This window comes from Ruegeria sp. ANG10, assembly GCF_040705255.1.
Classification (GTDB): Bacteria; Pseudomonadota; Alphaproteobacteria; order Rhodobacterales; family Rhodobacteraceae; genus Ruegeria.
On record NZ_JBFCVU010000009.1, the window covers coordinates 164,974 to 190,444 of the forward strand.

A 25,471-nucleotide genomic window follows, 5' to 3' on the forward strand; every position below is an offset into this window, starting at 1 on the left:
AGATCACAGCTTGTGCAGCCCAAAACTCAGATCGCTCAATGACCGAACTTAAAACAGTTGAAATGCCCGAACGTTGTTCGGGCATTTCCATTATTCTGACCTATCAGTCCCGCAACAATTCATTGATGCCGGTTTTCGAGCGGGTCTTTTCATCCACTCGTTTCACGATCACCGCGCAGTAAAGGCTGATATTGTTCTTCGACGGCATTGACCCGGCAACAACCACCGAATAGGGCGGCACTTCGCCATATGTGACCTCGCCGGTTTCGCGGTCGACGATTTTAGTCGATTTGCCGATGAACACACCCATGCCCAGAACCGAGCCTTCGCGCACGATGCAGCCCTCGACCACCTCAGAGCGCGCGCCGATAAAGCAGTTGTCTTCGATGATGGTGGGGCCGGCCTGCATCGGTTCCAATACGCCACCGATGCCAACGCCGCCCGACAGGTGTACGTTCTTGCCGATCTGTGCGCAGGACCCCACGGTGGCCCAGGTGTCAACCATGGTGCCCTCGTCGACATAAGCGCCCAGGTTCACGAAAGACGGCATCAGCACCACACCCGGCGCGACATAGGCGGACTTGCGAACCACGCAGTTCGGCACGGCGCGGAATCCGGCGGTGCGCCACTGATCCTCACCCCAACCCGCGAACTTGCTGTCCACCTTATCCCACCAGCCACCGGCCTGCGGACCGCCCGACTGAATCTCCATGTCCTTGATACGGAAGCCCAGCAGAACCGCCTTTTTGGCCCACTGGTTTACGTGCCAGTCGCCGCTGTCCAGCTTTTCGGCAACACGCAGCGAACCGCTGTCCAGCGCGTTCAGCGTATCTTCGATCGCCTCGCGTTGTTCGCCAGAGGTGGCGGGGGTGATGGTATCGCGTGCCTCCCAGGCGGCTTCGATAGCGGCTTCCAGTTGCGCGTTGGACATTTGGCGGCTCCCTGCAGAATCTGTTCACGTTGGTGTTGCCTATACGCAAGCAGGGGACTGGCCGCAATGCGACGCAGAACGCGCGCTTTGCGGCTGATTGCTGCGGGTTCAGCCGTTCAGCGGATCTGGCGAGAGGTTCCCACCGCAAACCAGCACCGCCACACGCTCATTGGGTTCCGGCTGATAGGCACCAGACAGCAGCGCAGCCAATGCGGTCGCGCCCGCTGGTTCCACCAGAATCCGATGCGCGCGCCACAGAATCTGCTGGGCTTCGGCGATGGCCTCGTCATTGACCAGAACCGATGTCAGCCCCTGCGCCAACCCGAAACAGATCGACCCGATCCGCCGCGCGCCCAGCGCGTTGGCGGCAATACCCGAAACGGTAACATCCACAGGCTCTCCGGCCTGAAGGGCCGCGTTCAACGCGCATGAGGTTTCGGGCTCGACCGCCACAACCTTGCGCGCGCCCTGCAACCAGCTCAACGCCCCAGCGATCAAGCCACCGCCGCCGACGGCAATCAAAACCGTATCGGCCTGAAGGCCCTGCGCCGCCCACTCGGCGAAACAGGTGCCCTGCCCGGCTACGGTTGCGGGCGCGTCATAGGCATGGATCTGCATCGCGCCTGTTGCGCCCTCATGCGCCTGTGCCCCGGTCAGCGCGTTGGCATATTCGCCCGGCACCACGCTCAGATCCGCACCGGTTCGTTCGATCAGCGCGATCTTGGACGGCCCCGCCATTTCAGGCACGAAAATCTTTGCCGGATACCCCAATGCGCGCGCTGCAAAGGCCGCCGCCGCACCATGATTGCCGCCAGACGCTGCAACGATACCCGCCTTGGGCACATCCTGGCTCAGCAATGTATTGAACGCCCCGCGCGCCTTGAAACTGCCGGTATGCTGCAGGTGTTCCAGCTTCATCTCAACCGGGTAACCCAACCCCAAGGCCCGGCTTTCCATCACCGGCGTCACCTGCGCATAGCCGTTGATCCGGTCGGCGGCCGCCAATATTTCACTCTTCCAATTCATTCTTGTTCTTCCGTGACTGGCACTCTGCCCGCGAACCCTATAGCTGTTTTATGAACACGCAAGCAGGGAACATTAATCCATGAGAGAAGACCGCCTCAGCCCTTTCCGCGACGCGCAGACCGACCGCTCAACCGCAAGCGAGGTGCCGGACACGCCGCAAACACGCTCACCCGCGTATCGCCTTGCCTTTGCCGATGACGATTTCCTGTGCCGCGATGAACTGCGTCCGGTGCGCCTGCAACTGGAACTGCTGAAGCCCGAGATGCTCATGACCGAGCGCGAGATCACCTCAACCATCGTCATGTTCGGCGGTGCGCGTATTCCCGAGCCGTCGCAGAAACACACCGCCCGGACTCAGACGCTGGCCAACCTGTCAGAGTACTATGACGAGGCCCGCGAATTTGCCCGGCTGATGACCGAGAAATCCAATGAAACCGGCTGCCGCGAGAACGTCATCGTTACCGGCGGTGGCCCCGGCGTGATGGAGGCCGGCAACCGTGGCGCACAGGATGCGGGCGGCTGTTCCATCGGCCTGAACATCGTGCTGCCGCATGAACAGGCACCGAACGAATACGTGACCCCCGAGCTCAGCTTCAACTTCCACTATTTCGCCATCCGCAAGATGCATTTCCTGATGCGCGCCCGCGCCATCACCATCTTTCCCGGTGGGTTTGGAACGATGGATGAGCTGTTTGAATCCCTGACCCTGATCCAGACCGGCCGGATGGAACGCGTGCCCTTCCTGCTGTTTGGCCGCGAATTCTGGGAAAAGGTCATCAACTGGGAGGCGCTGGCCGATGCGGGTACCATCTCGGACGAAGATCTGGACCTGTTCCGTTTCGTCGACACCGCGCAAGAGGCGGTCGAGATCATCGAGAATTGGGAACCCGCCCCGCCCCGTGACGAAATTCCGGGGCGCTGAATCATGGCCCCGAAGACCGGAGAGATGCTGCACCTGCGCGGCAATGCGCTGAACGCGGGTGACCCGGTAACCCTGCCGCTGACCCAAAGCAGTATGTATCACCTGCCGGGCGTGACGGACGGCCTGCCCACCTATGGCCGCGTCGACAACCCCACTTGGGCGCATCTGGAGCATGTGCTGGCCCATCTTGAAGGTGCGCCCTGCTTGACTTTTCCGTCTGGCATGGGGGCAATTTCAGCTGCATTGTTTGCAACCCTGAAGGCCGGGTCGCACCTGCTGATCCCATCCGATGGGTATTACGTCACGCGGGTACTGGCTGACCGGTTCCTGTCCGGGCTGGGTGTAACGGTCACCGAACGCCCGACGACCACCTTTACAGAGGGCGGGTTTGACGCCTTCGATGTGGTCTTTGTCGAGAGCCCCTCGAACCCCGGGCTGGACATGCTGGACCTGCCTGCCATCGCCGCTGCTGTACGTGCAGCGGACGGGATCACGATTGCCGACAACACAACCCTGACCCCGCTGGGCCAGCGCCCGCTGGATATGGGCATCGACGTGGTTGTGGCCTCGGATACGAAAGCCATGGGCGGGCATTCCGACCTGTTGATGGGTCATGTGGCTAGCCGCAAAGCGCAGATTATGGAACGGGTAGGAGAATGGCGCCGCGTTTCTGGTGCGATCCCCGGCCCGCATGAGGCGTGGCTGTTGCATCGAGGGCTGGAAACGCTGGATGTGCGCTTTGACCGTATGTGTTCCTCGGCTCACGTGTTGGCCAAACGGTTGGCCGTCCACCCGGCGGTCCGGCAAATCCGCTATCCCGGCCTGCCGAGCGACCCATCGCATGCGCTGGCCACGGCACAGACGGCACGGTTCGGGTTCCTGTTGTCGATCACTTTGGATTCGGAAGAAAAGGCCGAAACCTTTATCAACGCCTGCCCGATGTTGCGCCCGGCGACATCCTTCGGTGGCGTCCACAGTTCAGCCGAGCGCCGCGCGCGCTGGGGCGACGATGTCGACCCCGCCTTCATTCGGTTATCTGTCGGCTGTGAACCGATCGAGGAACTGTGGCAGGCGATTGAAACCAGCCTGAACGCGCTATGATTTCTTCTTGGGCTCACGCAGTTCGGTGAACACGTAGATCGGCAGCACAATGCTGGCGATCAACGCCCCCAACCAGACCAGAAGCGTGGCCGCCAACAGGTTCGAGATACCCCCAACCGTAAGCCCGGCGGTGACCAGATCGGTTATCAGCAGGCCCACAAAGGTCACAATCAGCGCGATGCCGCCTTTCAGCGCGGGCGCTTTTTTCTCGCCCAGCTTCAGGATCAGCGGCTCGGCCACCACCTGCACCAGGGTAAAGACGATCACCACAACGATGAACGAGATCGGCTTGATGGCAAATCCCGACAGCAGCAGCGTGGCCAGTAGCAAGCCGATGGCATTGCCGGCCAACAGGGCCAAGGCGGATTTGATTCTGCGCGTCATGGGCGTCTCCGTCAGAAAACAATTCGAAACATGCATATGTTAACAGACCTGCGGGGATTTGCGAGCGGTTTCAAAAGCCTCTTCCTTTTGGGTCGTTGAAAACGCATGATAAAACCCATCCTGTTCAGCCCGACCCGCGAGAAGTGAGATGAGCGACGATCCCTATTCCGCCCTTGGTGTCGCCAAAGACGCCAGCGCCGCCGAGATCAAAAAGGCCTATCGGCGTATCGCCAAGGAATGCCACCCGGACCTGAAACCCGGTGACACCGAAGCCGAAGCCAAGTTCAAGGCCGCTGCTGCCGCCTATGATTTGCTGAAAGACCCCGAAAAGCGGGCGCAATTTGATAATGGTGAGATTGACGCCTCGGGTCAGGAACGCCCGCAACAGCAATACTATCGCGACTACGCCGAGGCCGCTGGGAACCCCTATCGCGGACAGGCCGCAGATCCGGATGACATGTCGGACATTTTTGCCGAATTCATGCGCGGACGCGGTGGGTACGGTCAGCGTACGCAAGAATTCCACGCGCCGGGGCGCAATCGCGGCTACAGCCTGCAGATCAGTTTTCTGGATGCCGTGTTCGGGGCCAGCCAGAAACTGACCCTGCCCGATGGCGACCGGATCGAGGTCAAGATACCCGCCGGCATCACCGACGGCCAAACCATCCGTCTGCGTGGCAAGGGCGATCCGGGCTTTGGCGAGGGGCCGCCGGGTGACGCCCTTGTGACCGTTTCGGTGGCCAAACACCCGGTATTCCACCGTCAGGGTGACGATATCCACATCACCCTGCCGATCACAATTGATGAGGCCATTCTGGGCGGCAAGGTCCCCGCACCCACCATCGACGGCGGTGTCAATGTCAGTGTCCCAGCGGGCACCAGCAGTGGCAAGACCCTGCGCCTGCGTGGCAAGGGGGTCAAGAAACGCGGCTCATCCGAGCGTGGCGATCAGTTGATCGAACTGACCGTTTCGATGCCGGATCAGATCGACGACGAGCTAAAACAATTCATGGAGACTTGGCGCGAAAGCCACAGCTATGATCCGCGCAAAGGAATGCCGTCATGACCCGCACCCTGACCGAAGAACAGCTGATCGCAACCGTCACCCGCCTGACCTCGACCCGGTTGACCGAATACTTGGCCGCCGAGATCGTCATCCCCGAACAGACAGATCAGGGGCTGGTTTATCACAGCCTCGACGTCGCCCGTCTGGAACTGGCCTGCGAATTGCACGAACAATACGAGATGGAACCCGACGCGCTGTCGATGATGATTTCGCTGATCGACCAGATGCACGGCCTGCGCGCGGAACTGCGCGAGGTGCTGAACGCGGTTGAGGCGCAGCCCGAACCGGTGCGTCAGACCCTGATCGAGGTGATCGGAGCCGCCCGTTTCAAACACAGTTGATCAGTTGCCGACGATGTATCCTTCGGGCACGAAAAAGGTGTAGTCCCGGTCCGCGACTGCCTCGTGACAATCATGGCAATAGACGACCGCGTTTGCGCGCGCGCCCATGGTGTCCCCGAACAGCGATCCGTCCGGCATTACCATGATATAACGCCAGTCACCTGTGTCCGGGCTTTCGCCTTGGGCCAGCTTTTCCATTACGAACAAAGCGCCGGGATGGATATTGCCTTCATCCGTGACGGTCACGCTGTCCTTGGCCAAAACCGAGCCCTTGGGCAGCTTTTCCCCCTCGGCCAGCGTTCCGTAGTTATGCGCCATACGATTGGCATAGCTGTTCACATACCGCTGGCCATGGGTGGCCGAGATATAGGGCGCATCGTTGAACAAGGGCCAGTTCTGATAGTTCAGCAGCAAATCCAGCTGCGCGGCACCATAACCCCGCGCCATGCGCCGCTGCAGGGATTCATAGATGCGCAATGCTTCGTCCTTGGACAAATCCGCTGGATTCTCGATAGCAATATGCGCGTCTTCACCAGTTGATTGCGCAAACCCGTCGGTTGCGGACAACCCCGAAATTGACAGCACGGTCAGTAATATTGAAAACACACGTGTAAATCGTAAAAACATATGGATGGCCTACCTGTTTTTTAAGGTTCGCCTGAACGCCGCCTATCATGTTTGAAATAAGATAGCGGCCCTGAACAAACGCGCCACGACCAGACCACGGCTTTCACCGCTTTGTGCGCAAGAGTGACATGCGCCGATCCAGCCCCGACGCTTAAAACATACCAAATTTCGCATGCAAAGAACAGCAAGGCGAGAATTTATTTATTGTCGACCACTTGGCGACAATAACACGCCTCAGCTTTTAACCCCGGCTTCGGCCTCGATCTGTTTGCGCGATTTTCGGGCGCGTTCCGTGGCCGATTTCAACTGGCCGCAGGCCGCCATTATATCCTCGCCCCGCGTCTTGCGGATGGGTGAGGCATATCCCGCCTGGTAAATGATATTCGCAAAGGCCCGGATGCGATTGTTCGAGCTGCGCTTGTACGGCGCGCCGGGCCATTCATTGAACGGGATCAGGTTGATCTTGGCCGGGATGTTATGACGTTTGATATGGTCGATCAGGCGATGCGCATCCTCGTCTCTGTCGTTCACGCCATCCAGCATCACATATTCAAAGGTGATCCGTTCGGAATTCGACACGTTCGGATAGCTGGCCAGCGCACCCAGCAGTTCCTCGATATTCCAGCGCTTGTTGATCGGCACCAACACGTCACGGGTTTCATCGGTGGTGGCATGGAACGAGATCGCCAGCAGACAGCCGATTTCCTCAGCCGTGCGCGCGATTTCAGGCACCACACCCGAGGTCGACAGGGTGATCCGACGGCGCGACAGGGAAATCCCCTCGGGGTCCATGGCGATCTTCATCGCGTCGCGTACGTTTTCGAAATTATACAGCGGCTCACCCATGCCCATCAGAACGATGTTCGACAGCAGACGGGTTTCGTCCTTGGGCGCGCCTGGAACCGGCCATTCCTCAAGATCGTCGCGCGCCATCATCACCTGACCAACAATCTCGGCCGCGGTCAAGTTACGCACCAGTTTCTGCGTGCCCGTATGGCAGAAGGAACAGGTCAGCGTGCACCCGACCTGAGACGAAATACACAGCGTGCCACGATCCTCTTCGGGGATGTAGACCACCTCAACCTCATGCCCGCCAGCGATGCGGCACAGGTACTTGCGGGTGCCGTCCTCGGACACCTGACGCGTTACAACCTCAGGGATTTCGATCACGAAGTTTTCGGCCAGTTGTGCGCGATAGGCTTTGGCCAGATTGGTCATCTCGGCAAAGTCGCGCACACCCCATTGATAAATCCACTGCCAGATTTGACCGGTGCGCATCTTGGCCTGCTTTTCCGGCGTGCCGTTTTCGATTAGCACCTCGCGCAACTGGTCGCGGGTCAGGCCGACAAGGTTAATCTTCCCCTCGGGCAATTTGCGGGGGATGGTCATGACGTCTTGAGTTATCGGCGCTTTGGGCGACATGTGGCTATCTCAACGGATTCTGGCTTGGGATGCGCCTCTATATAGGATCGCTGGCAAAGATCAAAAGGAATCGTATCAATCAATTCGCAAAGCGCAGCAGTTCGTCCACACGCGCGCGCCCCAGATCGACCCGGCACGCGGTGATGGCGATGCCAGTACCGGACCCTCCGCCATATGAAGCGCCCACCGCTTCGCACTGCGCATCGCGGTAGCTTGCCCAGGCTGATTGCGAAGCTTCCAAGGCGGGCTGCGCCACAACCCGCCCGGTGACTTCGTCCAACTCTTTGGCGGCTTGCAGGGCAAACCCATAACTCGCTTCGACCGCCATGTTGACCCGCTCCTCCATCTCACCCACACAGGTCCCGATTTCCACCTGAGAGCTGGCGTCGGAACATTCCAGCGTGGGGTCTGCCAGAGCCGCAGAGGAAAACAACAGTGTAATCAATACGTAACGCATGTTCTGTTCCTGTCAGTGACGTCCTGCCGATCGACAGTAGCACGCACAGGACCTCACCCCAAATGCGGTTGGGCCGCACCGCCAATGCCGATGCGACCGAATTCAATGTTATTCATTAACCTCTTCAGATGCCCGCAGGCAGGATATCACAATCTGCCGCATCCAGAGTTTTCACCGGATCCTCTGGCCCGCACTGTTCACCGGATACAGGGTAGGTTTCGGTGTCTTTTTCACACGCGCTCAACAACATGGCGGCTGCCATCATACACGCGACAATGGACCTATTCAGCATTCGCAAGCTCCTTTTATAGCTGAACTAATGAGTTCAGAAAATTCAGAGACTCGCATTGATGCGAATCAAATGTGGAGGCAGACGTGGCGTCAACCAGATGCAAGACGCACCAAAAAGAAAACCCCGCCAAATGACGGGGTTTCGTGTGTCTTCAGATACGTATCAGTTCGTGCAGCGTTTCTCGGCGTCTTCGATCGCTGCCGTGAAACCCAGCAACGAGAATGTGTCCTTGGTCTGCGTCCCACGTTCGGACCGGGCGGTCAGAACAGCCTCGGTGCCGCGTTTCATCGCAGCGACCACCTTTAGGTCTTCGCCTTCGGTAGCGGGCCAGGCCCATTCGCCTTCGGTGATCAGCTCGAACTCGGTTCCGTCGATCTCAAGATTGACTGTCGAGCCTGCCGCGAACGGATAGCCGCCGGTAAAGGTCACCTGCCCCTTCACCTCGGCGTTGGGACGATAGAACACGAAAAGCAGGATATCGCTGCGGCGGACCGAGACCACACGGCCACCGCGTGTGTTGACGGTTTCCTTGGGAGCAGACACGCTCCAGCATTCCGTGGGATCGTCTTCGACGAACACGCTCCAATCGGTTTTGGCTGCCACGCGGTTGGTGCTTGACGCCTGCTGAGCGGTTGCCGTTGTGGCCATCCCTGCCATGCACAGGCCCGCGATTACACGGACGAGTTTCGATCCCATCTGTCCAGCCTCCTAGCTCGACCTATTACCTCATACCCATCGGAAAAGCCTGCGCACCCTGCCGGTTCGTCTGTAAGTTGCGTATTCCGATGATTGTCGACATACACACACTAACGCAGGTTTCGCCACAGGCGAAAGGGCGATTGGCAGAATTTTGCGCATATTACGGAGAAGCCTGATGACGCAGCCGGTACCAATGACAGAACTATGGCGCGGCCCCTTGTTGGAAAGCCTGCATCTGGGCCATGCAGTAATCTGCGATGACAGTGGCCAGATCGTACAAAGCTGGGGTGATCCAAATGCGATTATCTACCCACGATCTTCGGCCAAGATGATCCAAGGTCTGCCGCTGATAACCTCAGGCGCCGCGGCGAAATACGGGCTGAACAGCGAGCATCTGGCACTGGCCTGCGCTTCACACAGCGGCGCACATATCCACACTGACCGCGTGACCGCCTGGTTGGACCATCTGAACCTGTCCGAGCATGATCTGCGCTGCGGCCCGCAAGAGCCGCAGGATATGGCCGCGCGGGATGGGTTGATTCTGGCTGATGACACGCCTTGCCAGATTCACAACAACTGCTCGGGCAAGCATTGCGGGTTCCTGACCGTGGCCCAGCATATGGGGGCCGGGCCGGAGTATCTTGAAATCGACCACCCAGTTCAGCAGGCGTGTCTGTCAGCCATCGAAGAAACAACCGGTGAGGCCAGCCCCGCCTATGGGATAGACGGCTGTTCAGCGCCGAACTTTGCCACCTCGCTGGTGGGGTTGGCGCGGTCGATGGCGTGGTTTGCCTCGGCCGCCGACCGGTCGGACCGGGCCAGCGATGCGGCGCAGCAACTGACCGCTGCGATGATCAAGCATCCCGAACTGGTCGCTGGAGAAAGCCGCGCCTGTACCGAACTGATGCGCGCGATGGAGGGCCGGGCCGCAATCAAGACTGGGGCCGAGGCCGTTTTCATCGCCATCATTCCGGAAAAACGCATGGGCGTGGCACTGAAGATCACAGACGGCACCACGCGTGCCGCTGAATGTGCCATCGCATCCATTCTGGTCCATCTGGGTGTGCTGGAGGCCGAACACCCGGCCACCCGCACATTCATGAACGCCATTCAATACAGCCGCCGCGGGCTGGAATGCGGCATCATCAAGCCTGCGTCGGGTTTCCTCGGCTAAGACATTACATCTCGATCGGATGAATCTCTGCCACTTCGACCGAGCCTGATCCGTTGACGACCATGGGGCAGCCCTTGGCCATCTCGTTGGCGGCGTCGATGCTGTCGGCCCTGACGACTGTGAACCCCGAGGCCGGGTTTGCACCGCCATTGTCGACAACGCCGCTGTTGCTGACGGTATAGGACTGGCCCACCGGGTTGCCGGGAATGTCCAGCGCATCGCCCATATTCTGGAACCATGCGCCCCAGGCGGCCATGGTCGCTTCGATTTCGGCGGGGTCGGACGGGGTGTGACCACCGTGATAGACAAACAAGAACTGAGGCATTTTTCTTCCTCCCTAATGGAATTCTTAAAACTGAGCTTCCAGCTTGCGCAGTGACGAGGTCCAGCCCTGGTTGTGGTTGGCCGCGACCTCGGCATCCGCCAATTCGCGGTGATCAAGAACCAACTTTGCACCATTTTCTGTCGCAGAAACGGTCAGCATCACGTGGCTTTCCGCACCGCGCTGATCTTGGTCGTCATGCCAAGCCCAGGTAAAGCCCACTGAATTCGGTGGGTCGACATGAGTCACCTGCCCGGACACTTTGTATCGCTGCCCTTCGGCATTCACCATGACCGAGTGCCACGGCCCAAGCCGCGAGAAATCCAAATCATGTTCGGGCACATGCATCCCTTCGGGCCCCCACCACTGCAACAGCTTTGCGCCATCGCTGATCCAGGCAAACAGGTTTTCCTGGGATGTGGGAAACGCGCGTTCCAGTTTCAGGTCGGCCATGAATTCTCCCTTTCAATTAAATCGTTCAAACGCTCGAGGCTGCTTTCCCAGAATTGCCGTTTTGAGATGGTCCATTCCGCGATGGCCCGCAGCCCCTCGGGCTGGATGGAATACATGCGTTGACTGCCCTGCACCCGCTGCTGCACCAGCCCGGCGGCGCGCAACACCTTTAGATGGCGCGAGATCGCGGCCCCGGATATGCCGCGCCCTTCGATCAGGTCACCAGCGGGCAGTTCACCGTCCTGCATCAACTGCTCGACGATCGAGAATCGGGTGGCATCGGACAATGCCGAAAATGCGGTCAGAAGCGTGTTCATGACCTCTGTTTAACATTTTTGTTAAATAAAGGGAAGCCCCTTGCGATCAGACCTCGGTAAAGGCGGCACGGGAATAGCCCTGCAGGTACAGCAGCGCGGTCAGATCCCCGTAGTTGATCCGAATATCGCATTTTGCGGCGACGGAAGGTTTGGCATGCAGCGCCACCCCGGTTCCGGCCCGGCTCAGCATACCCAGATCATTGGCGCCATCTCCCACGGCGATCACGTCAAACTCAGACAGGCCCAGCCGCTTGGTAATCTGCGCCAGCGCATCCACCTTGGCCTGTTTGCCCAGAATCGGGCGCTGTACATCGCCGGTCAGCTTGCCGTTTTCGGCCAGCAATGTATTGGCGCGGTTTTCATCAAAGCCAAGCAGATCAGCCACCCTCGCGGTGAAGGCCGTAAACCCGCCCGACACCAGCGCCGCATAGCCCCCGTTCAGACGCATCGTTGCAACCAGTTCCTTACCGCCCGGCATCAATGTAATGCGTTCATTCAGAACCTTGTCGATCACCGCCTCATCCAGGCCCTTCAGCAGGCCGACACGTTCAATCAGCGCACCTTCGAAATCAAGCTCACCATTCATGGCCCGTGCGGTGATGTCTTTGACGCGATCGCCCACGCCCGCCTCATCGGCCAGTTCATCAATGCATTCCTGCTGGATCATGGTGCTGTCCATATCGGCCAGCAGCATCAGCTTGCGGCGGTTCCCGAACGGCTGCACGATCAGGTCGACCTCTAACAACTGCAGTTCTGCCCAAACGTCCCACTGATTGTCAGGCAGCTCGGGAAACGTGAATTGTGCCGCCTCATCTTCGCTGAGCCAAACCAGATCGCCCCCGCCCCACGCGTTGCACAACGACTCGACCAAAGCCTGCTCGAGCTTCGGCATATTCGGGTTCGTCAACAAAGTGGCTACGTACATCATCGGTCTCCTGCAGGCTCCCCCGCGCATAACGCAGGGGCCGCCAATTCACCAGAGACAGTTGATATGTTTACCCCAGAATGCCAGGCAACCGCAGCCCATGGGCGCGGGCGCAGTCCTTTGCAATGTCATACCCCGCATCCGCATGCCGCCACACGCCCGAGGCCGGATCGTTCCACAGCACCCGCTCCAACCGTCTGGCAGCGTCCTCAGTACCATCGGCACAGATCACCACGCCTGCATGCTGAGAGAACCCCATGCCGACCCCGCCGCCGTGATGCAGCGAGACCCAGGTCGCGCCGCTGGCGGTGTTGATCAGAGCATTCAGCAGTGGCCAGTCGCTTACGGCGTCAGACCCGTCCAACATTGCTTCGGTTTCGCGGTTAGGACTGGCGACAGATCCACTGTCCAAGTGATCTCGGCCGATCACGACCGGCGCTTTTAGCTCACCATTGGCGACCATCTCATTGAACGCCAACCCGGCGCGGTGCCGGTCGCCGAGCCCGATCCAGCAAATCCGCGCGGGCAGGCCCTGAAACGCAATCCGTTCTTGCGCCATGTCGAGCCAGCGGTGCAGATGTTCGTTCTCGGGGAACAACTCTTTCATCTTGGCGTCGGTTTTATAGATATCCTCGGGGTCGCCTGACAACGCACACCAGCGGAATGGCCCAATCCCTTTGCAAAACAGCGGGCGGATATAGGCGGGGACGAAACCGGGGAAGGCAAAGGCGTTCTCCAACCCCTCATCCTGCGCCACTTGTCGGATATTGTTGCCGTAATCCAGCGTCGGCACGCCCGCGTTCCAGAAATCAACCATCGCGGCAACGTGTAGTTTCATCGACGCCCGCGCAGCCTTTTCAACTGCTTTAGGGTCTGTTTCACGCATTTCACGCCACTGCGCCATGGACCAACCAATTGGCAAGTAGCCGTTGATCGGATCATGGGCGCTGGTCTGGTCGGTGACGATATCGGGATACGGGCGGACGCCTTCGTTCCCTCTTTTGAAGATTTCTGGGAACACCTCGGCCGCGTTACCCAACAGGCCCACGGATTTTGCCTCGCCCGCTTTGGTCCAGCGATCGATCATCTCCAGCGCTTCGTCCAGAGTGTCGGCTTTTTCATCTAGGTATTTGGTGCGCAGGCGGAAATCGATACTGTCCGGGTTACACTCGACCGCTAGGCAGCAGGCACCGGCAAAAACGGCAGCCAGCGGTTGCGCGCCACCCATACCGCCCAGGCCGCCGGTCAGAATCCACTTGCCGGTCAAATCGCCGCCATAATGTTGACGTCCAGCCTCGGCAAAAGTCTCGTACGTGCCCTGAACGATGCCCTGCGTACCGATATAGATCCACGAACCGGCCGTCATCTGGCCGTACATCATCAGACCCTTCTTATCGAGCTCGTTGAAGTGATCCCAGGTCGCCCAATGGGGCACGAGGTTGGAATTGGCAATCAGCACCCGCGGCGCATCCTTATGCGTGCGGACGATCGCCACGGGCTTGCCGGATTGGACGATCAGAGTCTCATCCTCTTCTAAATCCTTCAAACCGGCAACGATAGTGTCGAAATCCTTCCACGTGCGCGCGGCACGACCGATACCGCCATAGACCACGAGCTCATGCGGGTTTTCAGCCACATCCGGGTGCAGGTTGTTCATCAGCATCCGCAGCGGAGCCTCAGTCAGCCAGCTTTTGGCGTTCAGCTCGGTGCCCGTCGGCGGATAGATATCGCGCGTGTTCTTGCGAGGGTCGGTCATGGGATCGTCTCCAATGCAGTGTCTTGGATGGCTTCCAGAATATCGCGCAGCCAACGACGCAGGCGGTCGGCCTTGGCTGCGTCATAACTCCACGGGGCGGCCTCGGCCGTCAGATAAGTGGATTGCGCCAGTTCCATCTGTATGGCGTGCAGACCGTCGGCCGGACGGCCATAGTGGCGGGTCGTCCAGCCCCCCCGGAACCGCCCGTTCAAAACGGTGCTGTAGGGCGATGATGCGGCAAACTCATAGGCAATAGACTCTACTTCTGGCGCACACGTCACACCCCCATCCGTCCCAATATTCATGTCGGGCAACATGCCATCAAACAGAAATGGAATGCGGCTGCGGATCGAGTGGCAATCGAACAGAACAGCCACGCCGTGCTTTGCCCGCACGCGCTCCAACTCTTCGGCAAGCTCGGTATGATAGGGGGCATGGAAGGTTTCGCGCCTCTGACCGATCTCATCCTCTGATGGTTCCTGCCCGTCGCGCCAGATCGGTTGCCCATCGAAATCAGTCAATGGCACCAGCGTAGTAGTATTCTGTCCCGGATAAAGCGAAACACCTTCTGGGTCGCGATTGGCGTCGATGACATAGCGGTGAACATGCGACTGAACCACCGTCATGCCACTCAAAAGCTTTTCATAGAGCCTGTTTATTTGCCAATCTGTGTCCGCCAACGCGCGTCCGGTGTCATTGAAACGAGTCGCGATATCATCCGGCACATAAGTCCCGCCATGCGGTTGTCCCAATACGATAGGGCCATCCCCGCGATGCACGCTGACCACCTGCATCACACCACCTCCGGCATTGGGGTGCCAACGGCCCGTAGGATCGACGCCCCGGCCACCAATTGTTTCGCGGCCTCCAACTCAGGGGCCAGATAACGATCCTCGGTCAGGGCCGGAATGTCAGCCCTCAGCCGAATGATGACCCGCTGCAAAGGACCGCTGGTGACCAGTGGTGCGCGAAATTCTACCCCTTGAGCCGCGCAGAGCAGTTCGACGCCCAAAATGTAGTTCAAATTCTCGACCATTCGGATCAGACGCCGCGCACCATGGGCCGCCATGGACACGTGATCCTCCTGGTTGGCCGAAGTGGGGGTGCTGTCCGTAACGCACGGATTAGCGAGGTGCTTGTTCTCGCTCATCAATGCGGCGGTGGTGACCTCGGCAATCATCAGGCCAGAATTCAACCCCGGATCAGGGGTCAGGAAAGGCGGCAGATCAAAGCTGAGCGTCGGGTCCACCATCAAGGCAATGCGACGCTGCGCAATGGCACCGATCTCGGACACGGCCAGCGCGATCATATCAGCGGCGAACCCCACAGGTTCAGCATGGAAATTCCCGCCCGAGACGATCCCGTCGGCCAGAACCAGCGGATTGTCGGTGGCTGCATTGGCCTCAACCTCAAGCGTGGCGGCGGCCTGACGCAAAACATCCATCGCCGCGCCCGTGACCTGTGGCTGACAGCGGATGCAATAAGGATCCTGAACGCGGGTGTCGCCCTCACGATGACTTTCCCGAATTTCCGACCCGTCCAGCACGGCGCGCATGGCGCTGGCGGCTTCGGTCTGGCCCCGATGACCGCGCAAAGTGTGAATTTCAGGCCGCAGGGGTGCGGTGGACCCCATGATCGCATCGGTCGACAAGGCCGAAACAACCAACGCGCTTTGCGCCGCGCGCCAAGCCTCGAACAATCCAGCCAAGGCAAAGGCAGTTGAAAACTGCGTGCCGTTGATAAAGGCCAATCCTTCCTTGGGACCCAGTTGAATAGGTTCTAAACCGGCGATTTTCAGTGCTTCAGCCCCCGGCAGAACGGTGCCGTTCACCTCCGCCTCTCCCGCGCCAATGATCACCGCCGTCATGTGGGCCAGCGGCGCCAGGTCGCCTGATGCCCCGACCGAACCCTGTGCCGGGATCACCGGTGTGACCCCTTTGGCGAGCATCTGCTGCAACAGCTCGATCAACTCCCACCGGACGCCTGACGCGCCGCGACCGAAGGACAACAGCTTGAGTGTCATCATCAGCCGGGTCAGCCGCCGCGGTATGGCGGGACCAACACCGCAACAATGGCTGAGGATCAGGTTGCGCTGCAGGGTCGAGGTGTCCTGCGGCGCGATCTTGAGGCTGGCCAGTTTCCCAAAACCGGTATTGACGCCATAGACGGGATCATCGCCCTGAGCCGCCGCCTGAATACGTTGCGCCGCCGCATCGACAGCGGGCTTGCAGTCAGAATCCAGCGAAACAGCCGTTTGATCCCAATAGATCTCGGCCAGTTGCGCCAAAGAAACCTGACCGGGCTGCAAAATCAGAGACGTCATTCAATCCCTCCGAAAAGACGTTTGTGCAGTGGGTTGAAGCCAACGCGATAGGCCAACTCGGCCGGGTGAGTGACATTCCAGATCGCCAGATCCGCCCTCTGCCCCGGCGCGATGCTGCCCGCATCTTTGATCCCCAGCGCGCGCGCGGCGTTGCGGGTGGTGCCAGCCAGCGCCTCTTCAGGTGTCAAACGAAACAGTGTGCAGCCCATGTTCATGGTCAGCAGCAGCGAGGTCAGCGGCGAGGAGCCGGGATTGCAGTCAGTCGCCAAAGCCATTGGCACATGATGCTGGCGCAGCAGATCAACGGGCGGCACCTGCGTTTCCCGCAGGGTGTAGAACGCGCCCGGCAACAGCACAGCCGTGGTTCCGGCCTTCGCCATGGCTGATACACCACCGGCATCCAGGTATTCGATGTGATCCGCCGACAAAGCCCCGTACGAAGCCGCCAATTGCGCGCCCCCCAGATTGGACAACTGCTCGGCATGCAGTTTCACCGGCAGGCCCAGCTCTTGCGCGACATCAAAAACCAGCGCGATTTGCGCAGGGTTAAAGGCGATCCCTTCGCAGAACCCATCCACCGCGTCCACCAGACCCTCGACATAGGCGACGCGCAGGGTTGGGATGCAGACATCGCGAATATAGTCGTCGGGACATTCGGCATAATCCGGCGGCACCGCATGTGCGCCAAGAAAACTGGTTTTGACGCGGATAGGGCGGGTTTCGCCGATCCGGCGGGCAACGCGCAGCATCTTCAACTCGGTCACGGAATCCAGCCCGTAGCCCGACTTGACCTCGAGGGTGCTGACACCCTCGGCAATCAGGGCATCCACGCGGGTCAGAGCATCTGCCAAAAGCGTCTTAGCGCTGGCGGACCGCGTGGCGTTGACCGTGGAGAGGATACCGCCCCCGGCACGGGCGATGTCCTCGTATGAGGCGCCGTTCAGCCGCATTTCGAACTCGGCTGCGCGGTTGCCGCCGAACACCACATGGGTATGCGCGTCAATCAGCGCCGGAGTGATCAGCCGTTCACCGAAATCCTCGACCGGCCAATCGGTATATTCCGGCGGCAGGTCCTGATGTTCGCCGACCCAGACAATCTTTGCCCCGTCAACGGCGATCGCTGCATCCTGACATAGCCCATAGGGCGTGTCGCCTTCTGACATCGTGGCCATCCTGGCGCTGAGTAAGACCGCTTTTCTGGACATGGCGATTCTTTTCGGCTCCCCTCTTGTTTGATTTTTATGTATATGTGTAAAAGTATGAAGTCTACACATTACGGAAATCAAAATGCAGATTCACGCCAAGACAGCCTTATTAGGCTCTGACTGGATTCACGATGTGCGAGTAGAAATCGACCATGGGCGTATCAGTCGGGTGCAGTATCAGGCGTCGGCATTGCCCGATGATACGCGCGTTGACGTTCTTTTGCCCGCTTTGGCGAACCTGCACAGCCACGCTTTTCAGCGAGCCATGGCGGGCATGACGGAAACCCGCATGGCCGGACGCGAGAGTTTCTGGACATGGCGCAACCTGATGTATCGGTTTCTGGATCGGTTGACGCCCGACCAGATCGAAGCCATCGCCGCACTGGTTTTCATGGAGATGCAGGAGGCCGGGTATGCCTCGGTCGGTGAATTCCATTATGTCCATCACCGACCCGGCGGTGCGCCCTATGATCAACTCTCGGAACTGAGCCAGCGTATCTTCTATGCCGCGCACCAGACGGGGATCGGCTTGACGCATTTACCGGTCCTCTACACCTATGGCGGCGTTGCGCAGGACCCGCTGTCCGGTGGGCAATTACGGTTTAGCAATGATGTGTACCGGTTTTTGAAATTGGTGGATGATTGCCGCAATAAACTGCCACATACAGACTCTATATTGGGGGTTGCGCCACATTCCTTGCGCGCAACTTCACCGACAGACCTGCGCGAGCTGCTGCAAAACACACCCAAAGGTCCGGTCCATATCCATATCGCCGAACAGGTTCAGGAAGTCGCCGACGTACAATCCGCGTTGGGCCAGCGTCCGGTGGCCTGGCTGTTGGACAATGCAGACGTGAACGCGCGGTGGTGTCTGATCCATGCCACCCATATGACCGATGCCGAAACCCGCGCGCTGGCCCAGTCCGGTGCTGTGGCGGGGCTGTGCCCGATCACCGAGGCAAATCTGGGCGATGGTATTTTCAACGGCGCGACCTACGTCGCAGAAAACGGACGATTTGGGATCGGATCAGACTCTAATATTAGGATATCTCTGCCCGAGGAACTGCGCACCCTGGAATACTCCCAACGACTGCGCGATCATCAACGTGCGATCCTAGTACCGGACGAAGGCTCGGTCGGGCACGCGCTTTATACCGGTGCCGCGCAAGGTGGTGCGCAGGCACTAGGACGCGACGCCGGCGAGATTGCCGAAGACAAGTTGGCTGATCTGATGGCAATCGACCGGACCCACCCGACGCTCTGTGCATTGACGGATGATCAATTGCTGGATGGGCTGTGTTTTGCCACCCCTGATGGGTTGGTTACCGATCTGTGGTCTGCCGGACGCCATACGGTGAAACAGGGCCGCCACATTGCGCGTGATCAGATCATTCCCGCCTATAGATCCGCGATTGCGGGTCTGTTGGCCTCGGTCTAAAGGAACGGTCATCATGCCCCAATCCAGCGACACCACCAGCTATAAAGACATCAAGAAAACCGTTCTGTCCCGCATTCGGTCGGGCGAGTGGCAGCCCGACTCGCTGCTGCCCAACGAACAGGATCTTGCGGTCGAGTTTTCCTGTACCCGCACAACCGTGAACCGCGCCCTGCGGGAGTTAGCGGATGAGGGCTATCTGGAACGCCGGCGCAAGGCTGGTACCCGGGTGCTGAGCGCACCGCAGCGACAGGCCCGGTTCACCATTCCCATGGTCCGGGACGAGGTTGAGGCAATGGGCGGCACGTATCGCTATGCGCTGGTATCGTCCAAGTTAGAGACTGCTCCGGAATGGCTAAGCGCCCGATTGGCTCTGTCTGCGGGGCAAAGCGTGATGCATGTGCGCTGCATGCATTTCAACGGCAACACGCCGTTTCAGTTTGAGGATCGCTGGATTGTCACGGCCTCGGTCCCGCAGGTGGAGCAGGCAGATTTCTCGCAGATCGGACCGAATGAGTGGCTGATCCATACCCTGCCCTTCACCAATGTCGAACTGAGTTTTCTGGCCAGCCGTGCCGATGCAACAATCGCCGGGTTTCTGGACGTCCCCGAAGGGGAACCGGTCTTTACCGGAGAGCGCATCACCTGGTTGCAGGGTCAGCCCGTCACCTTTGCCAAGATGTTCTTTGCCGCCGGGTATCGCATGACCACGCAATTCTAAGCCGCACCCGGATTTCTCTTTACCCTCTGCTCAATCCGATACAGATTCACCCAAGATTGAGCAGGCGCAAAGGAAAGACAAAATGGGTAACCCGCTGTACGACCAGCTGTTTGGCATTCACGCGGGCAAACACACACCATTCCTTCATCTTCCTGATGGTCAGATCCTGACCCACGCCGATTTCTTGGACATGGCCGCGCAGATCGCCAATGCCCTGAGCGGATACGAACTTGAGCCCGGTGAACGCGTGGCCGTGCAGGTGGAAAAATCGCCCCAGGCGCTGGCGCTCTATGCTGCCTGCGTGCAGACCGGATTGATCTTTCTGCCGCTGAACACCGGATACACCACGGCTGAGTTGCAATATTTCATCGAAAACAGCGGTGCGAAACTGGTTGTCTGTGACGCCGCAAAAGAACAGGGGCTGGCTCCCATCGCCGCCGCCCAAGATGCCCGGTTAGAGACGCTCAACGCCGATGGTTCGGGCAGCCTTATGCGACGGGCGCTGGGGATGTTGCCCGCGTTTGAGCCGGTCCAGCGGTCCGAGGATGATCTGGCAGCATTCCTTTATACCTCGGGCACAACAGGGCGATCGAAGGGCGCGATGCTGACACAGGCCAATCTGCTGTCAAACGCTGAAACGCTGGTGCAGGAGTGGCGTTTCACGGCAGATGACGTGCTGCTGCATGCGCTGCCGATCTTTCATACGCACGGGCTTTTCGTGGCGACGAATGTGGTGCTGTCCTCGGGCGGGTCGATGATCTTTTTGCCTAAATTCGATCTTGAGGACATGTTGCGGCTGATGCCGCAGGCCACGACGATGATGGGGGTTCCAACCTTTTACACCCGCTTGCTGGGCGATGAGCGGTTCACGGGCGATCTGACCCGACACATGCGTTTATTCATCTCTGGTTCGGCGCCGTTGCTGGCGGAAACCCATGAGCGGTTCGAGGCGCGCACTGGCCACCGTATCCTTGAGCGGTACGGTATGACCGAAACCAACATGAGCACTTCGAACCCCCATGGAGGTGAACGTCGCCCGGGCACGGTGGGCTTTCCCTTGCCCGGTGTCGAACTGAAGGTGACCGACCCTGAAACCGGTGCAGACCTGCCGCAGGGTGAGATCGGCATGCTTGAGGTGCGCGGCCCCAATGTGTTTCAAGGCTATTGGCAAATGCCCGAGAAAACCGCCGCCGAGCTGCGAGAAGACGGGTTTTTCATCACCGGCGATCTGGGGCGATTGGATGAGGATGGTTATGTCCACATCGTCGGGCGTGGCAAGGACTTGATCATCTCGGGCGGGTACAACATTTACCCCAAAGAGGTCGAGCTGGTTCTGGATGACCAGCCGGGCGTGTTGGAAAGCGCCGTGATCGGCGTGCCGCACCCGGATTTCGGCGAAACACCCGTGGGCATTTTGGTACCCGAGCCGGGGCAGACGCTGGACCCCGACGGCATACTGTCCAATGTGCAGAACTCACTGGCCCGGTTCAAAAATCCACGTAAACTGATCGTGCTGGACGAGTTGCCCCGCAACACGATGGGCAAGGTGCAAAAGAATATCCTGCGTGAAGACTACAAGGACCTGTTCACCAAAGGTTAAGGGATCAGCGGCACACGGCCATCGTTGGTGAGCAGCCAGCAATCCCGGCCCTCGAACACCGCCGGAACCAACGGTCGACCCATCCCGGCGCCTCCGTCCAGATTGATCCGGTTGCCGCGATGCTCAGCCTGTTCCGCAGGTGTGTGCCCATGGACTACTAGCCACGGGTGCGGTCGCGGATCATCCAGAAACTCGCGCCGTATCCAAATCAGGTCTTCTTCGGTTTGATCGCTCAGCGTCACTCCAGGGCGAATCCCGGCATGGACGAGCAGAACCTCATCTTGTTGATGATACGTCACCAGTCGATTCAGAAAGTCGACATGGTCCAACGGTACCGCTGCCCTTGCGCGGTCGAGAATTTTGTAAACGCGTTCCTCTTCGGTGTACGTCACCCCGTATGACGCCAACGTCTCGGTCCCGCCCAATCGCGCATGGAGCCAGTGTTCTCCGATCCGCAATTTGGCCTCAGCGGTGGAACCATCGTGCATGAATCTGGCGAACATCCGGTCGTGATTGCCCAACAGAAATATCCAGTTCCGCCCGGCCTTTTGCCCCGCGATCAAAAGGTCCAGAACCCCGCGGCTATCCGGCCCGCGATCCACATAATCGCCCAGGAACACGACCCGCGCATCCCGCCCGCCGTCTCGTTCGACAAGGCGCAGCGCATTTTCCAACATCACTAACTGACCGTGGATATCACCAATGGCATAGATGGGGGATGTCATAAAAACTCTCAGGTAAACGTTTACTTGGCTTTTGGCGCGGAATGCGGGTCAGGAAAAGAAAATACCCGCGCCTTGGCAGGCGCGGGCAAGAATTGTTCCAGAAATTCAACACTGCTTAGGCGACGTCGAACTCCAGCGGTTTGATCTGGGTGAACAGACCGGTTTCCGCCAACTTCGCACGGGCCTCGGCCGGAACCGGCTCGTCCACGTAAAGCAACGCGATGGCTTCGCCGCCCGCTTCGGCCCGGCCAAGGGTAAAGTTGGCGATGTTGACATCATTCTCACCCATGGTCTGACCCAGCGCACCAATGATGCCCGGCACGTCCTCGTTGGTGGTGTAGAGCATGTGCGCACCCACCTCGGCCTCGATATTGATACCCTTGATCTGGATGAAACGCGGCTTGCCGTCGCTGAAGACCGTGCCCCCGATCGAGCGTTCGCGCTTTTCGGTCACCACGGTCACTTTGATATAGCCTTCGAACGCACCGGACTTGTCCTGATTGGTGGTCGAAATCTGAATGCCGCGCTCTTTGGCGACGACCGGGGCCGAGACCATGTTCACCTCGGGGTTGAACTTTTTCATGATCCCCGCCACGACCGAGCAGTTCAGAGCCGCCAGGTTCATCTCGGACGCAACACCGTCATAGAGGATGTTGATCGCCTTGATCGGCTCATCCGTCATCTGGCCGATGAAGCTGCCCAGATGGCCGGCCAGCTTGATCCACGGTCCCATGATCTTGGCTTCTTCGGCAGTGACACTGGGCATGTTCAGCGCGTTTTCCACCGCTCCTGTCAGCAGATAGTTCGAGATCTGCTCGGCCACCTGCAGCGCCACGTTTTCCTGCGCTTCGGTCGTGGCCGCACCCAGGTGCGGCGTGCAGACGACGTTGGGCAGGTTGAACAGGGCGTTTTCCTTGGCGGGCTCTTCGCTGAACACATCAAAGGCGGCGCCAGCAATGTGACCGGATTGCAGCAGTTCGGCCAGCGCCTCTTCGTCGACCAGACCACCACGGGCACAGTTGACGATGCGCACGCCCGGCTTGGTCTTGGCCAGGTTTTCGCGGCTCAGGATGTTACGGGTCTGGTCGGTCAGCGGCACGTGCAGGGTGATGAAATCGGCCCGCGACAGCAGTTCGTCCAGTTCGACCTTTTCCACGCCCATCTTGGCGGCTTTCTCTTCGCCCAGATAGGGATCATAGGCGATGACCTTCATCTTCAGGCCCAGGGCACGTTCACAGACGATACCGCCGATATTACCCGCGCCGATGACACCAAGGGTCTTGTTGGTCAGCTCAATCCCCATGAACTTGGACTTTTCCCACTTGCCCGCATGGGTCGAGGTGCTGGCCTCGGGGATTTGCCGCGCAACGGCGAACATCATCGCAATCGCGTGTTCGGCCGTGGTGATCATGTTGCCAAAAGGCGTGTTCATCACGATCACACCTTTTTTCGAGGCCGCTTCCTTATCGACATTGTCGGTGCCGATGCCGGCGCGACCGATCACTTTCAGGTTCTCGGCGTTCTCCAGCAGGGTGGGTGTCACTTTGGTGGCCGAACGGATGGCGAGTCCGTCATATTGGCCGATCACCTCGGCCAGCTTGTCTTTGTCCTTACCCAGATCGGGCATGAAATCCACATCGATGCCGCGATCTCGGAAAATCTGAACGGCGGTTTCGCTGAGCTTGTCAGATACGAGTACTTTGGGGGCCATATCTCTGGTCCTTGAATTGTAGGGAAGGTCCGGGCCTGATGGGGCCCGGTGAAAAAGGTCAGGCGGCTTCGGTTTGCGCCGCGATCTCGGCCTCAAAAGCCCAGACCAGCCAGGGCAGCATCGCCTCGATATCCGAGGTTTCGACCGTGCCGCCGCACCAGATGCGCAGGCCCGCAGGCGCGTCGCGATAGGCGCCGATATCCAATGCGATATTCTCGGCCTCCAGCCGTTTCGCCACAGCCTTGGCAAAGAGAGCACCATCTTGAATGCGGTCATCGGTGAACTTCAAGCAAACCGAAGTGTTCGACTGCGTCGCGGCATCCTCGGCCAGATTGGCGATCCAGTCGTTCTGGTCACAGAATGCATGCACCGCACCGGCATTGGCATCAGCTCGGGCAATCAAACCCTGCAGACCACCAACCGAGCGCGCCCAATCCAGCGCGAAAAGGTAATCTTCGACCGCCAGCATCGAAGGCGTGTTGATCGTGGCGCCGGTAAAGATCCCGTCGATCAGTTTACCGCCTTTGGTCAGGCGGAAGATCTTCGGCAGCGGCCATGCGGGGGTGTAACTCTCCAACCGCTCAACCGCTCGGGGCGACAGGATCAGCATCCCATGGGCCGCTTCACCGCCCAGCACCTTCTGCCAGCTGAAGGTGGTGACATCCAGCTTGTCCCAGGGCAGGTCCATCGCAAAAGCTGCGCTGGTTGCGTCACAGATCGTCAAGCCCTGACGGTCATCCGCGATCCAGTCGCCATTGGGAACCCGCACGCCCGACGTGGTGCCATTCCACGTAAACACAACGTCATTGGCAAAATCGATCGAAGCCAGATCAACGATCTTTCCGTAGTCGGCGGTTATCACTTCGGCATCAATCTTCAGCTGTTTGACCACGTCGGTCACCCAGCCGGACCCAAAGCTTTCCCACGCCAGCATTTCGACCTTGCGTTCGCCCAGCAATGACCACAGTGCCATCTCAACCGCGCCGGTGTCCGAGGCGGGAACAATGCCGATCTTGTAATCCGCCGGAATGCCCAGCACTTCACGCGTGCCTTCAATGGCCGCCTTCAGCTTGTCCTTGCCAACGGCGGCACGGTGCGACCGACCCAGCGCGGCATCGGCCAGTTTGGACAGATCAAATGTAGGAGGTTTGGCGCAGGGGCCCGAGGAAAAACGCGGATTCGCCGGCCGCGTGACCGGTTGTTCTATAGTCATGTGTATTACCCTTCCAGATACACGCCCCTCGTTGGGGAGGGGTGTCCCACGGACAGGGGTATGAGGCCTTCGCAGATGCAGCAAGCAAAAAAGACCGTTCATCCGTAGAAAACGACACAGGAAGGGTGCGCAATTTGGAACACAGGTTTCCTATTGGCGAAAAACCCCGCCAAAATCTTCGGCGAGGTTTTGGAGATTTACTCGGCTGCGTCTGCGTATGCGTCCATTGGGGGGCATGTGCAGACGAGGTTTCGGTCGCCGTATGCGTTGTCGACGCGGTTGACGGGGGACCAGTATTTGTCGACGCCCATCGATCCCGGCGG

The 25,471-nt window shown here is 59.3% G+C and carries 27 protein-coding genes; 8 read left to right on the forward strand and 19 right to left on the reverse strand.

Features of this window, described 5'->3' with window-relative positions; translation table 11 throughout:
- Positions 1 to 103 precede the first annotated feature (103 nt).
- The gene (dapD, locus tag AB1A64_RS17730) at positions 104 to 931 is read right to left on the reverse strand and encodes a 2,3,4,5-tetrahydropyridine-2,6-dicarboxylate N-succinyltransferase (RefSeq protein WP_366552744.1); all 828 of its coding nucleotides are present in this window, start codon (positions 929 to 931) and stop codon (positions 104 to 106) included.
- 108 nt (positions 932 to 1,039) lie between these two features.
- Complete coding sequence (locus AB1A64_RS17735) at positions 1,040 to 1,957, reverse strand: serine/threonine dehydratase (RefSeq protein ID WP_366552746.1); 918 nt, start codon at positions 1,955 to 1,957, stop codon at positions 1,040 to 1,042.
- Between the two features lie 79 nt (positions 1,958 to 2,036).
- On the opposite strand from AB1A64_RS17735, the gene AB1A64_RS17740 reads away from it, so the two are divergent.
- A complete protein-coding gene (locus tag AB1A64_RS17740) occupies positions 2,037 to 2,879 on the forward strand; it encodes a TIGR00730 family Rossman fold protein (protein ID WP_170351106.1) in 843 nt (280 codons plus the stop codon).
- Between the two features lie 3 nt (positions 2,880 to 2,882).
- The gene (locus AB1A64_RS17745) at positions 2,883 to 3,980 is read left to right on the forward strand and encodes a cystathionine gamma-lyase (RefSeq protein WP_366552748.1); all 1,098 of its coding nucleotides are present in this window, start codon (positions 2,883 to 2,885) and stop codon (positions 3,978 to 3,980) included.
- Here AB1A64_RS17745 and AB1A64_RS17750 read toward each other — a convergent pair.
- The gene (locus tag AB1A64_RS17750; RefSeq protein WP_170378199.1) at positions 3,975 to 4,364 is read right to left on the reverse strand and encodes a hypothetical protein; all 390 of its coding nucleotides are present in this window, start codon (positions 4,362 to 4,364) and stop codon (positions 3,975 to 3,977) included. The genes AB1A64_RS17745 and AB1A64_RS17750 overlap by 6 nt on opposite strands.
- Before the next feature lie 148 nt (positions 4,365 to 4,512).
- Between AB1A64_RS17750 and AB1A64_RS17755 the strand changes: the two genes are divergently transcribed.
- On the forward strand, positions 4,513 to 5,430 hold the full coding sequence (locus AB1A64_RS17755; protein WP_366552750.1) for a J domain-containing protein: 918 nt from the start codon (positions 4,513 to 4,515) through the stop codon (positions 5,428 to 5,430).
- Complete coding sequence (locus AB1A64_RS17760; protein WP_366552752.1) at positions 5,427 to 5,771, forward strand: hypothetical protein; 345 nt, start codon at positions 5,427 to 5,429, stop codon at positions 5,769 to 5,771. Before AB1A64_RS17755 ends, AB1A64_RS17760 begins: the two co-directional genes overlap by 4 nt.
- On the opposite strand, the gene AB1A64_RS17765 is transcribed toward AB1A64_RS17760, so the two are convergent.
- The 5 genes from AB1A64_RS17765 to AB1A64_RS17785 form a co-directional block, all read right to left on the reverse strand.
- Positions 5,772 to 6,398, reverse strand: coding sequence for a cytochrome P460 family protein (locus tag AB1A64_RS17765; protein WP_366552754.1), 627 nt, complete (start codon positions 6,396 to 6,398; stop codon positions 5,772 to 5,774). It lies immediately after the preceding gene.
- A gap of 234 nt (positions 6,399 to 6,632) precedes the next feature.
- Entirely contained in the window at positions 6,633 to 7,820 is a 1,188-nt protein-coding gene (rlmN, locus tag AB1A64_RS17770; protein ID WP_366552756.1) for a 23S rRNA (adenine(2503)-C(2))-methyltransferase RlmN, read from the reverse strand.
- Positions 7,821 to 7,899: 79 nt separating this feature from the next.
- Positions 7,900 to 8,277 (reverse strand): lysozyme inhibitor LprI family protein, encoded by a 378-nt coding sequence (locus AB1A64_RS17775; protein ID WP_366552758.1) that lies wholly within the window; start codon positions 8,275 to 8,277, stop codon positions 7,900 to 7,902.
- Between the two features lie 124 nt (positions 8,278 to 8,401).
- The gene (locus tag AB1A64_RS17780) at positions 8,402 to 8,569 is read right to left on the reverse strand and encodes a hypothetical protein (protein ID WP_366552760.1); all 168 of its coding nucleotides are present in this window, start codon (positions 8,567 to 8,569) and stop codon (positions 8,402 to 8,404) included.
- A 162-nt stretch (positions 8,570 to 8,731) separates the two neighbouring features.
- A complete protein-coding gene (locus AB1A64_RS17785; RefSeq protein ID WP_366552762.1) occupies positions 8,732 to 9,265 on the reverse strand; it encodes an invasion associated locus B family protein in 534 nt (177 codons plus the stop codon).
- A gap of 178 nt (positions 9,266 to 9,443) precedes the next feature.
- Between AB1A64_RS17785 and AB1A64_RS17790 the strand changes: the two genes are divergently transcribed.
- The gene (locus tag AB1A64_RS17790) at positions 9,444 to 10,442 is read left to right on the forward strand and encodes an asparaginase (RefSeq protein ID WP_366552764.1); all 999 of its coding nucleotides are present in this window, start codon (positions 9,444 to 9,446) and stop codon (positions 10,440 to 10,442) included.
- Positions 10,443 to 10,446: 4 nt separating this feature from the next.
- On the opposite strand, the gene AB1A64_RS17795 is transcribed toward AB1A64_RS17790, so the two are convergent.
- The 8 genes from AB1A64_RS17795 to hutI form a co-directional block, all read right to left on the reverse strand.
- The gene (locus AB1A64_RS17795; RefSeq protein ID WP_366552766.1) at positions 10,447 to 10,767 is read right to left on the reverse strand and encodes a hypothetical protein; all 321 of its coding nucleotides are present in this window, start codon (positions 10,765 to 10,767) and stop codon (positions 10,447 to 10,449) included.
- A 24-nt stretch (positions 10,768 to 10,791) separates the two neighbouring features.
- On the reverse strand, positions 10,792 to 11,217 hold the full coding sequence (locus AB1A64_RS17800) for an SRPBCC domain-containing protein (protein ID WP_366552768.1): 426 nt from the start codon (positions 11,215 to 11,217) through the stop codon (positions 10,792 to 10,794).
- Positions 11,205 to 11,534 (reverse strand): metalloregulator ArsR/SmtB family transcription factor, encoded by a 330-nt coding sequence (locus AB1A64_RS17805; protein ID WP_366552770.1) that lies wholly within the window; start codon positions 11,532 to 11,534, stop codon positions 11,205 to 11,207. Before AB1A64_RS17805 ends, AB1A64_RS17800 begins: the two co-directional genes overlap by 13 nt.
- A gap of 46 nt (positions 11,535 to 11,580) precedes the next feature.
- Complete coding sequence (serB, locus tag AB1A64_RS17810) at positions 11,581 to 12,459, reverse strand: phosphoserine phosphatase SerB (protein ID WP_366552772.1); 879 nt, start codon at positions 12,457 to 12,459, stop codon at positions 11,581 to 11,583.
- A gap of 70 nt (positions 12,460 to 12,529) precedes the next feature.
- Entirely contained in the window at positions 12,530 to 14,215 is a 1,686-nt protein-coding gene (gene hutU, locus AB1A64_RS17815) for a urocanate hydratase (protein WP_366552774.1), read from the reverse strand.
- A complete protein-coding gene (gene hutG, locus AB1A64_RS17820) occupies positions 14,212 to 15,009 on the reverse strand; it encodes an N-formylglutamate deformylase (RefSeq protein WP_366552775.1) in 798 nt (265 codons plus the stop codon). The genes hutU and hutG overlap by 4 nt, the downstream gene beginning before the upstream one ends.
- Positions 15,009 to 16,538, reverse strand: a complete 1,530-nt coding sequence (hutH, locus tag AB1A64_RS17825; protein ID WP_366552777.1) for a histidine ammonia-lyase — start codon at positions 16,536 to 16,538, stop codon at positions 15,009 to 15,011. The genes hutG and hutH overlap by 1 nt, the downstream gene beginning before the upstream one ends.
- Complete coding sequence (gene hutI, locus AB1A64_RS17830) at positions 16,535 to 17,743, reverse strand: imidazolonepropionase (protein WP_366552779.1); 1,209 nt, start codon at positions 17,741 to 17,743, stop codon at positions 16,535 to 16,537. Before hutI ends, hutH begins: the two co-directional genes overlap by 4 nt.
- 82 nt (positions 17,744 to 17,825) lie before the next feature.
- Here hutI and AB1A64_RS17835 point away from each other — a divergent pair, with 82 nt between their 5' ends.
- The 3 genes from AB1A64_RS17835 (at position 17,826) to AB1A64_RS17845 (ending at position 21,499) form a co-directional block, all read left to right on the forward strand.
- Complete coding sequence (locus tag AB1A64_RS17835) at positions 17,826 to 19,181, forward strand: formimidoylglutamate deiminase (protein ID WP_366552781.1); 1,356 nt, start codon at positions 17,826 to 17,828, stop codon at positions 19,179 to 19,181.
- A gap of 13 nt (positions 19,182 to 19,194) precedes the next feature.
- Complete coding sequence (locus tag AB1A64_RS17840) at positions 19,195 to 19,899, forward strand: GntR family transcriptional regulator (protein WP_366552783.1); 705 nt, start codon at positions 19,195 to 19,197, stop codon at positions 19,897 to 19,899.
- Between the two features lie 82 nt (positions 19,900 to 19,981).
- Positions 19,982 to 21,499: a malonyl-CoA synthase gene (locus tag AB1A64_RS17845; RefSeq protein WP_366552785.1), complete on the forward strand. Its 1,518-nt coding sequence runs from the start codon at positions 19,982 to 19,984 to the stop codon at positions 21,497 to 21,499.
- On the opposite strand, the gene AB1A64_RS17850 is transcribed toward AB1A64_RS17845, so the two are convergent.
- The 3 genes from AB1A64_RS17850 to AB1A64_RS17860 all read right to left on the reverse strand — a co-directional run bounded on the left by AB1A64_RS17850 (position 21,496) and on the right by AB1A64_RS17860 (position 25,148).
- Entirely contained in the window at positions 21,496 to 22,224 is a 729-nt protein-coding gene (locus tag AB1A64_RS17850; protein WP_366552787.1) for a metallophosphoesterase family protein, read from the reverse strand. The two genes, AB1A64_RS17845 and AB1A64_RS17850, sit on opposite strands and share 4 nt — an antisense overlap.
- Before the next feature lie 115 nt (positions 22,225 to 22,339).
- Positions 22,340 to 23,935: a phosphoglycerate dehydrogenase gene (gene serA / locus AB1A64_RS17855; protein WP_366552789.1), complete on the reverse strand. Its 1,596-nt coding sequence runs from the start codon at positions 23,933 to 23,935 to the stop codon at positions 22,340 to 22,342.
- A 58-nt stretch (positions 23,936 to 23,993) separates the two neighbouring features.
- The gene (locus AB1A64_RS17860; RefSeq protein WP_366552791.1) at positions 23,994 to 25,148 is read right to left on the reverse strand and encodes a phosphoserine transaminase; all 1,155 of its coding nucleotides are present in this window, start codon (positions 25,146 to 25,148) and stop codon (positions 23,994 to 23,996) included.
- Between the last annotated feature and the right edge of the window lie 323 nt (positions 25,149 to 25,471).

What these genes read in the sequence shown, in the direction of transcription:
- AB1A64_RS17755 (WP_366552750.1), top strand. Translation starts at nt 4,513, where the DNA reads ATGAGCGACGATCCCTATTCCGCCCTTGGTGTCGCCAAAGACGCCAGC.
- serA (WP_366552789.1), bottom strand. Translation starts at nt 23,935, where the DNA reads ATGGCCCCCAAAGTACTCGTATCTGACAAGCTCAGCGAAACCGCCGTT.
- AB1A64_RS17780 (WP_366552760.1), bottom strand. Translation starts at nt 8,569, where the DNA reads ATGCTGAATAGGTCCATTGTCGCGTGTATGATGGCAGCCGCCATGTTG.
- AB1A64_RS17845 (WP_366552785.1), top strand. Translation starts at nt 19,982, where the DNA reads ATGGGTAACCCGCTGTACGACCAGCTGTTTGGCATTCACGCGGGCAAA.
- AB1A64_RS17840 (WP_366552783.1), top strand. Translation starts at nt 19,195, where the DNA reads ATGCCCCAATCCAGCGACACCACCAGCTATAAAGACATCAAGAAAACC.
- AB1A64_RS17835 (WP_366552781.1), top strand. Translation starts at nt 17,826, where the DNA reads ATGCAGATTCACGCCAAGACAGCCTTATTAGGCTCTGACTGGATTCAC.
- hutU (WP_366552774.1), bottom strand. Translation starts at nt 14,215, where the DNA reads ATGACCGACCCTCGCAAGAACACGCGCGATATCTATCCGCCGACGGGC.
- rlmN (WP_366552756.1), bottom strand. Translation starts at nt 7,820, where the DNA reads ATGTCGCCCAAAGCGCCGATAACTCAAGACGTCATGACCATCCCCCGC.
- AB1A64_RS17795 (WP_366552766.1), bottom strand. Translation starts at nt 10,767, where the DNA reads ATGCCTCAGTTCTTGTTTGTCTATCACGGTGGTCACACCCCGTCCGAC.
- AB1A64_RS17750 (WP_170378199.1), bottom strand. Translation starts at nt 4,364, where the DNA reads ATGACGCGCAGAATCAAATCCGCCTTGGCCCTGTTGGCCGGCAATGCC.
- AB1A64_RS17740 (WP_170351106.1), top strand. Translation starts at nt 2,037, where the DNA reads ATGAGAGAAGACCGCCTCAGCCCTTTCCGCGACGCGCAGACCGACCGC.
- hutG (WP_366552775.1), bottom strand. Translation starts at nt 15,009, where the DNA reads ATGCAGGTGGTCAGCGTGCATCGCGGGGATGGCCCTATCGTATTGGGA.
- AB1A64_RS17790 (WP_366552764.1), top strand. Translation starts at nt 9,444, where the DNA reads ATGACGCAGCCGGTACCAATGACAGAACTATGGCGCGGCCCCTTGTTG.
- dapD (WP_366552744.1), bottom strand. Translation starts at nt 931, where the DNA reads ATGTCCAACGCGCAACTGGAAGCCGCTATCGAAGCCGCCTGGGAGGCA.
- AB1A64_RS17860 (WP_366552791.1), bottom strand. Translation starts at nt 25,148, where the DNA reads ATGACTATAGAACAACCGGTCACGCGGCCGGCGAATCCGCGTTTTTCC.
- AB1A64_RS17765 (WP_366552754.1), bottom strand. Translation starts at nt 6,398, where the DNA reads ATGTTTTTACGATTTACACGTGTGTTTTCAATATTACTGACCGTGCTG.
- hutH (WP_366552777.1), bottom strand. Translation starts at nt 16,538, where the DNA reads ATGACGTCTCTGATTTTGCAGCCCGGTCAGGTTTCTTTGGCGCAACTG.
- AB1A64_RS17785 (WP_366552762.1), bottom strand. Translation starts at nt 9,265, where the DNA reads ATGGGATCGAAACTCGTCCGTGTAATCGCGGGCCTGTGCATGGCAGGG.
- serB (WP_366552772.1), bottom strand. Translation starts at nt 12,459, where the DNA reads ATGTACGTAGCCACTTTGTTGACGAACCCGAATATGCCGAAGCTCGAG.
- AB1A64_RS17800 (WP_366552768.1), bottom strand. Translation starts at nt 11,217, where the DNA reads ATGGCCGACCTGAAACTGGAACGCGCGTTTCCCACATCCCAGGAAAAC.
- AB1A64_RS17760 (WP_366552752.1), top strand. Translation starts at nt 5,427, where the DNA reads ATGACCCGCACCCTGACCGAAGAACAGCTGATCGCAACCGTCACCCGC.
- AB1A64_RS17850 (WP_366552787.1), bottom strand. Translation starts at nt 22,224, where the DNA reads ATGACATCCCCCATCTATGCCATTGGTGATATCCACGGTCAGTTAGTG.
- AB1A64_RS17775 (WP_366552758.1), bottom strand. Translation starts at nt 8,277, where the DNA reads ATGCGTTACGTATTGATTACACTGTTGTTTTCCTCTGCGGCTCTGGCA.
- AB1A64_RS17735 (WP_366552746.1), bottom strand. Translation starts at nt 1,957, where the DNA reads ATGAATTGGAAGAGTGAAATATTGGCGGCCGCCGACCGGATCAACGGC.
- hutI (WP_366552779.1), bottom strand. Translation starts at nt 17,743, where the DNA reads ATGTCCAGAAAAGCGGTCTTACTCAGCGCCAGGATGGCCACGATGTCA.
- AB1A64_RS17805 (WP_366552770.1), bottom strand. Translation starts at nt 11,534, where the DNA reads ATGAACACGCTTCTGACCGCATTTTCGGCATTGTCCGATGCCACCCGA.
- AB1A64_RS17745 (WP_366552748.1), top strand. Translation starts at nt 2,883, where the DNA reads ATGGCCCCGAAGACCGGAGAGATGCTGCACCTGCGCGGCAATGCGCTG.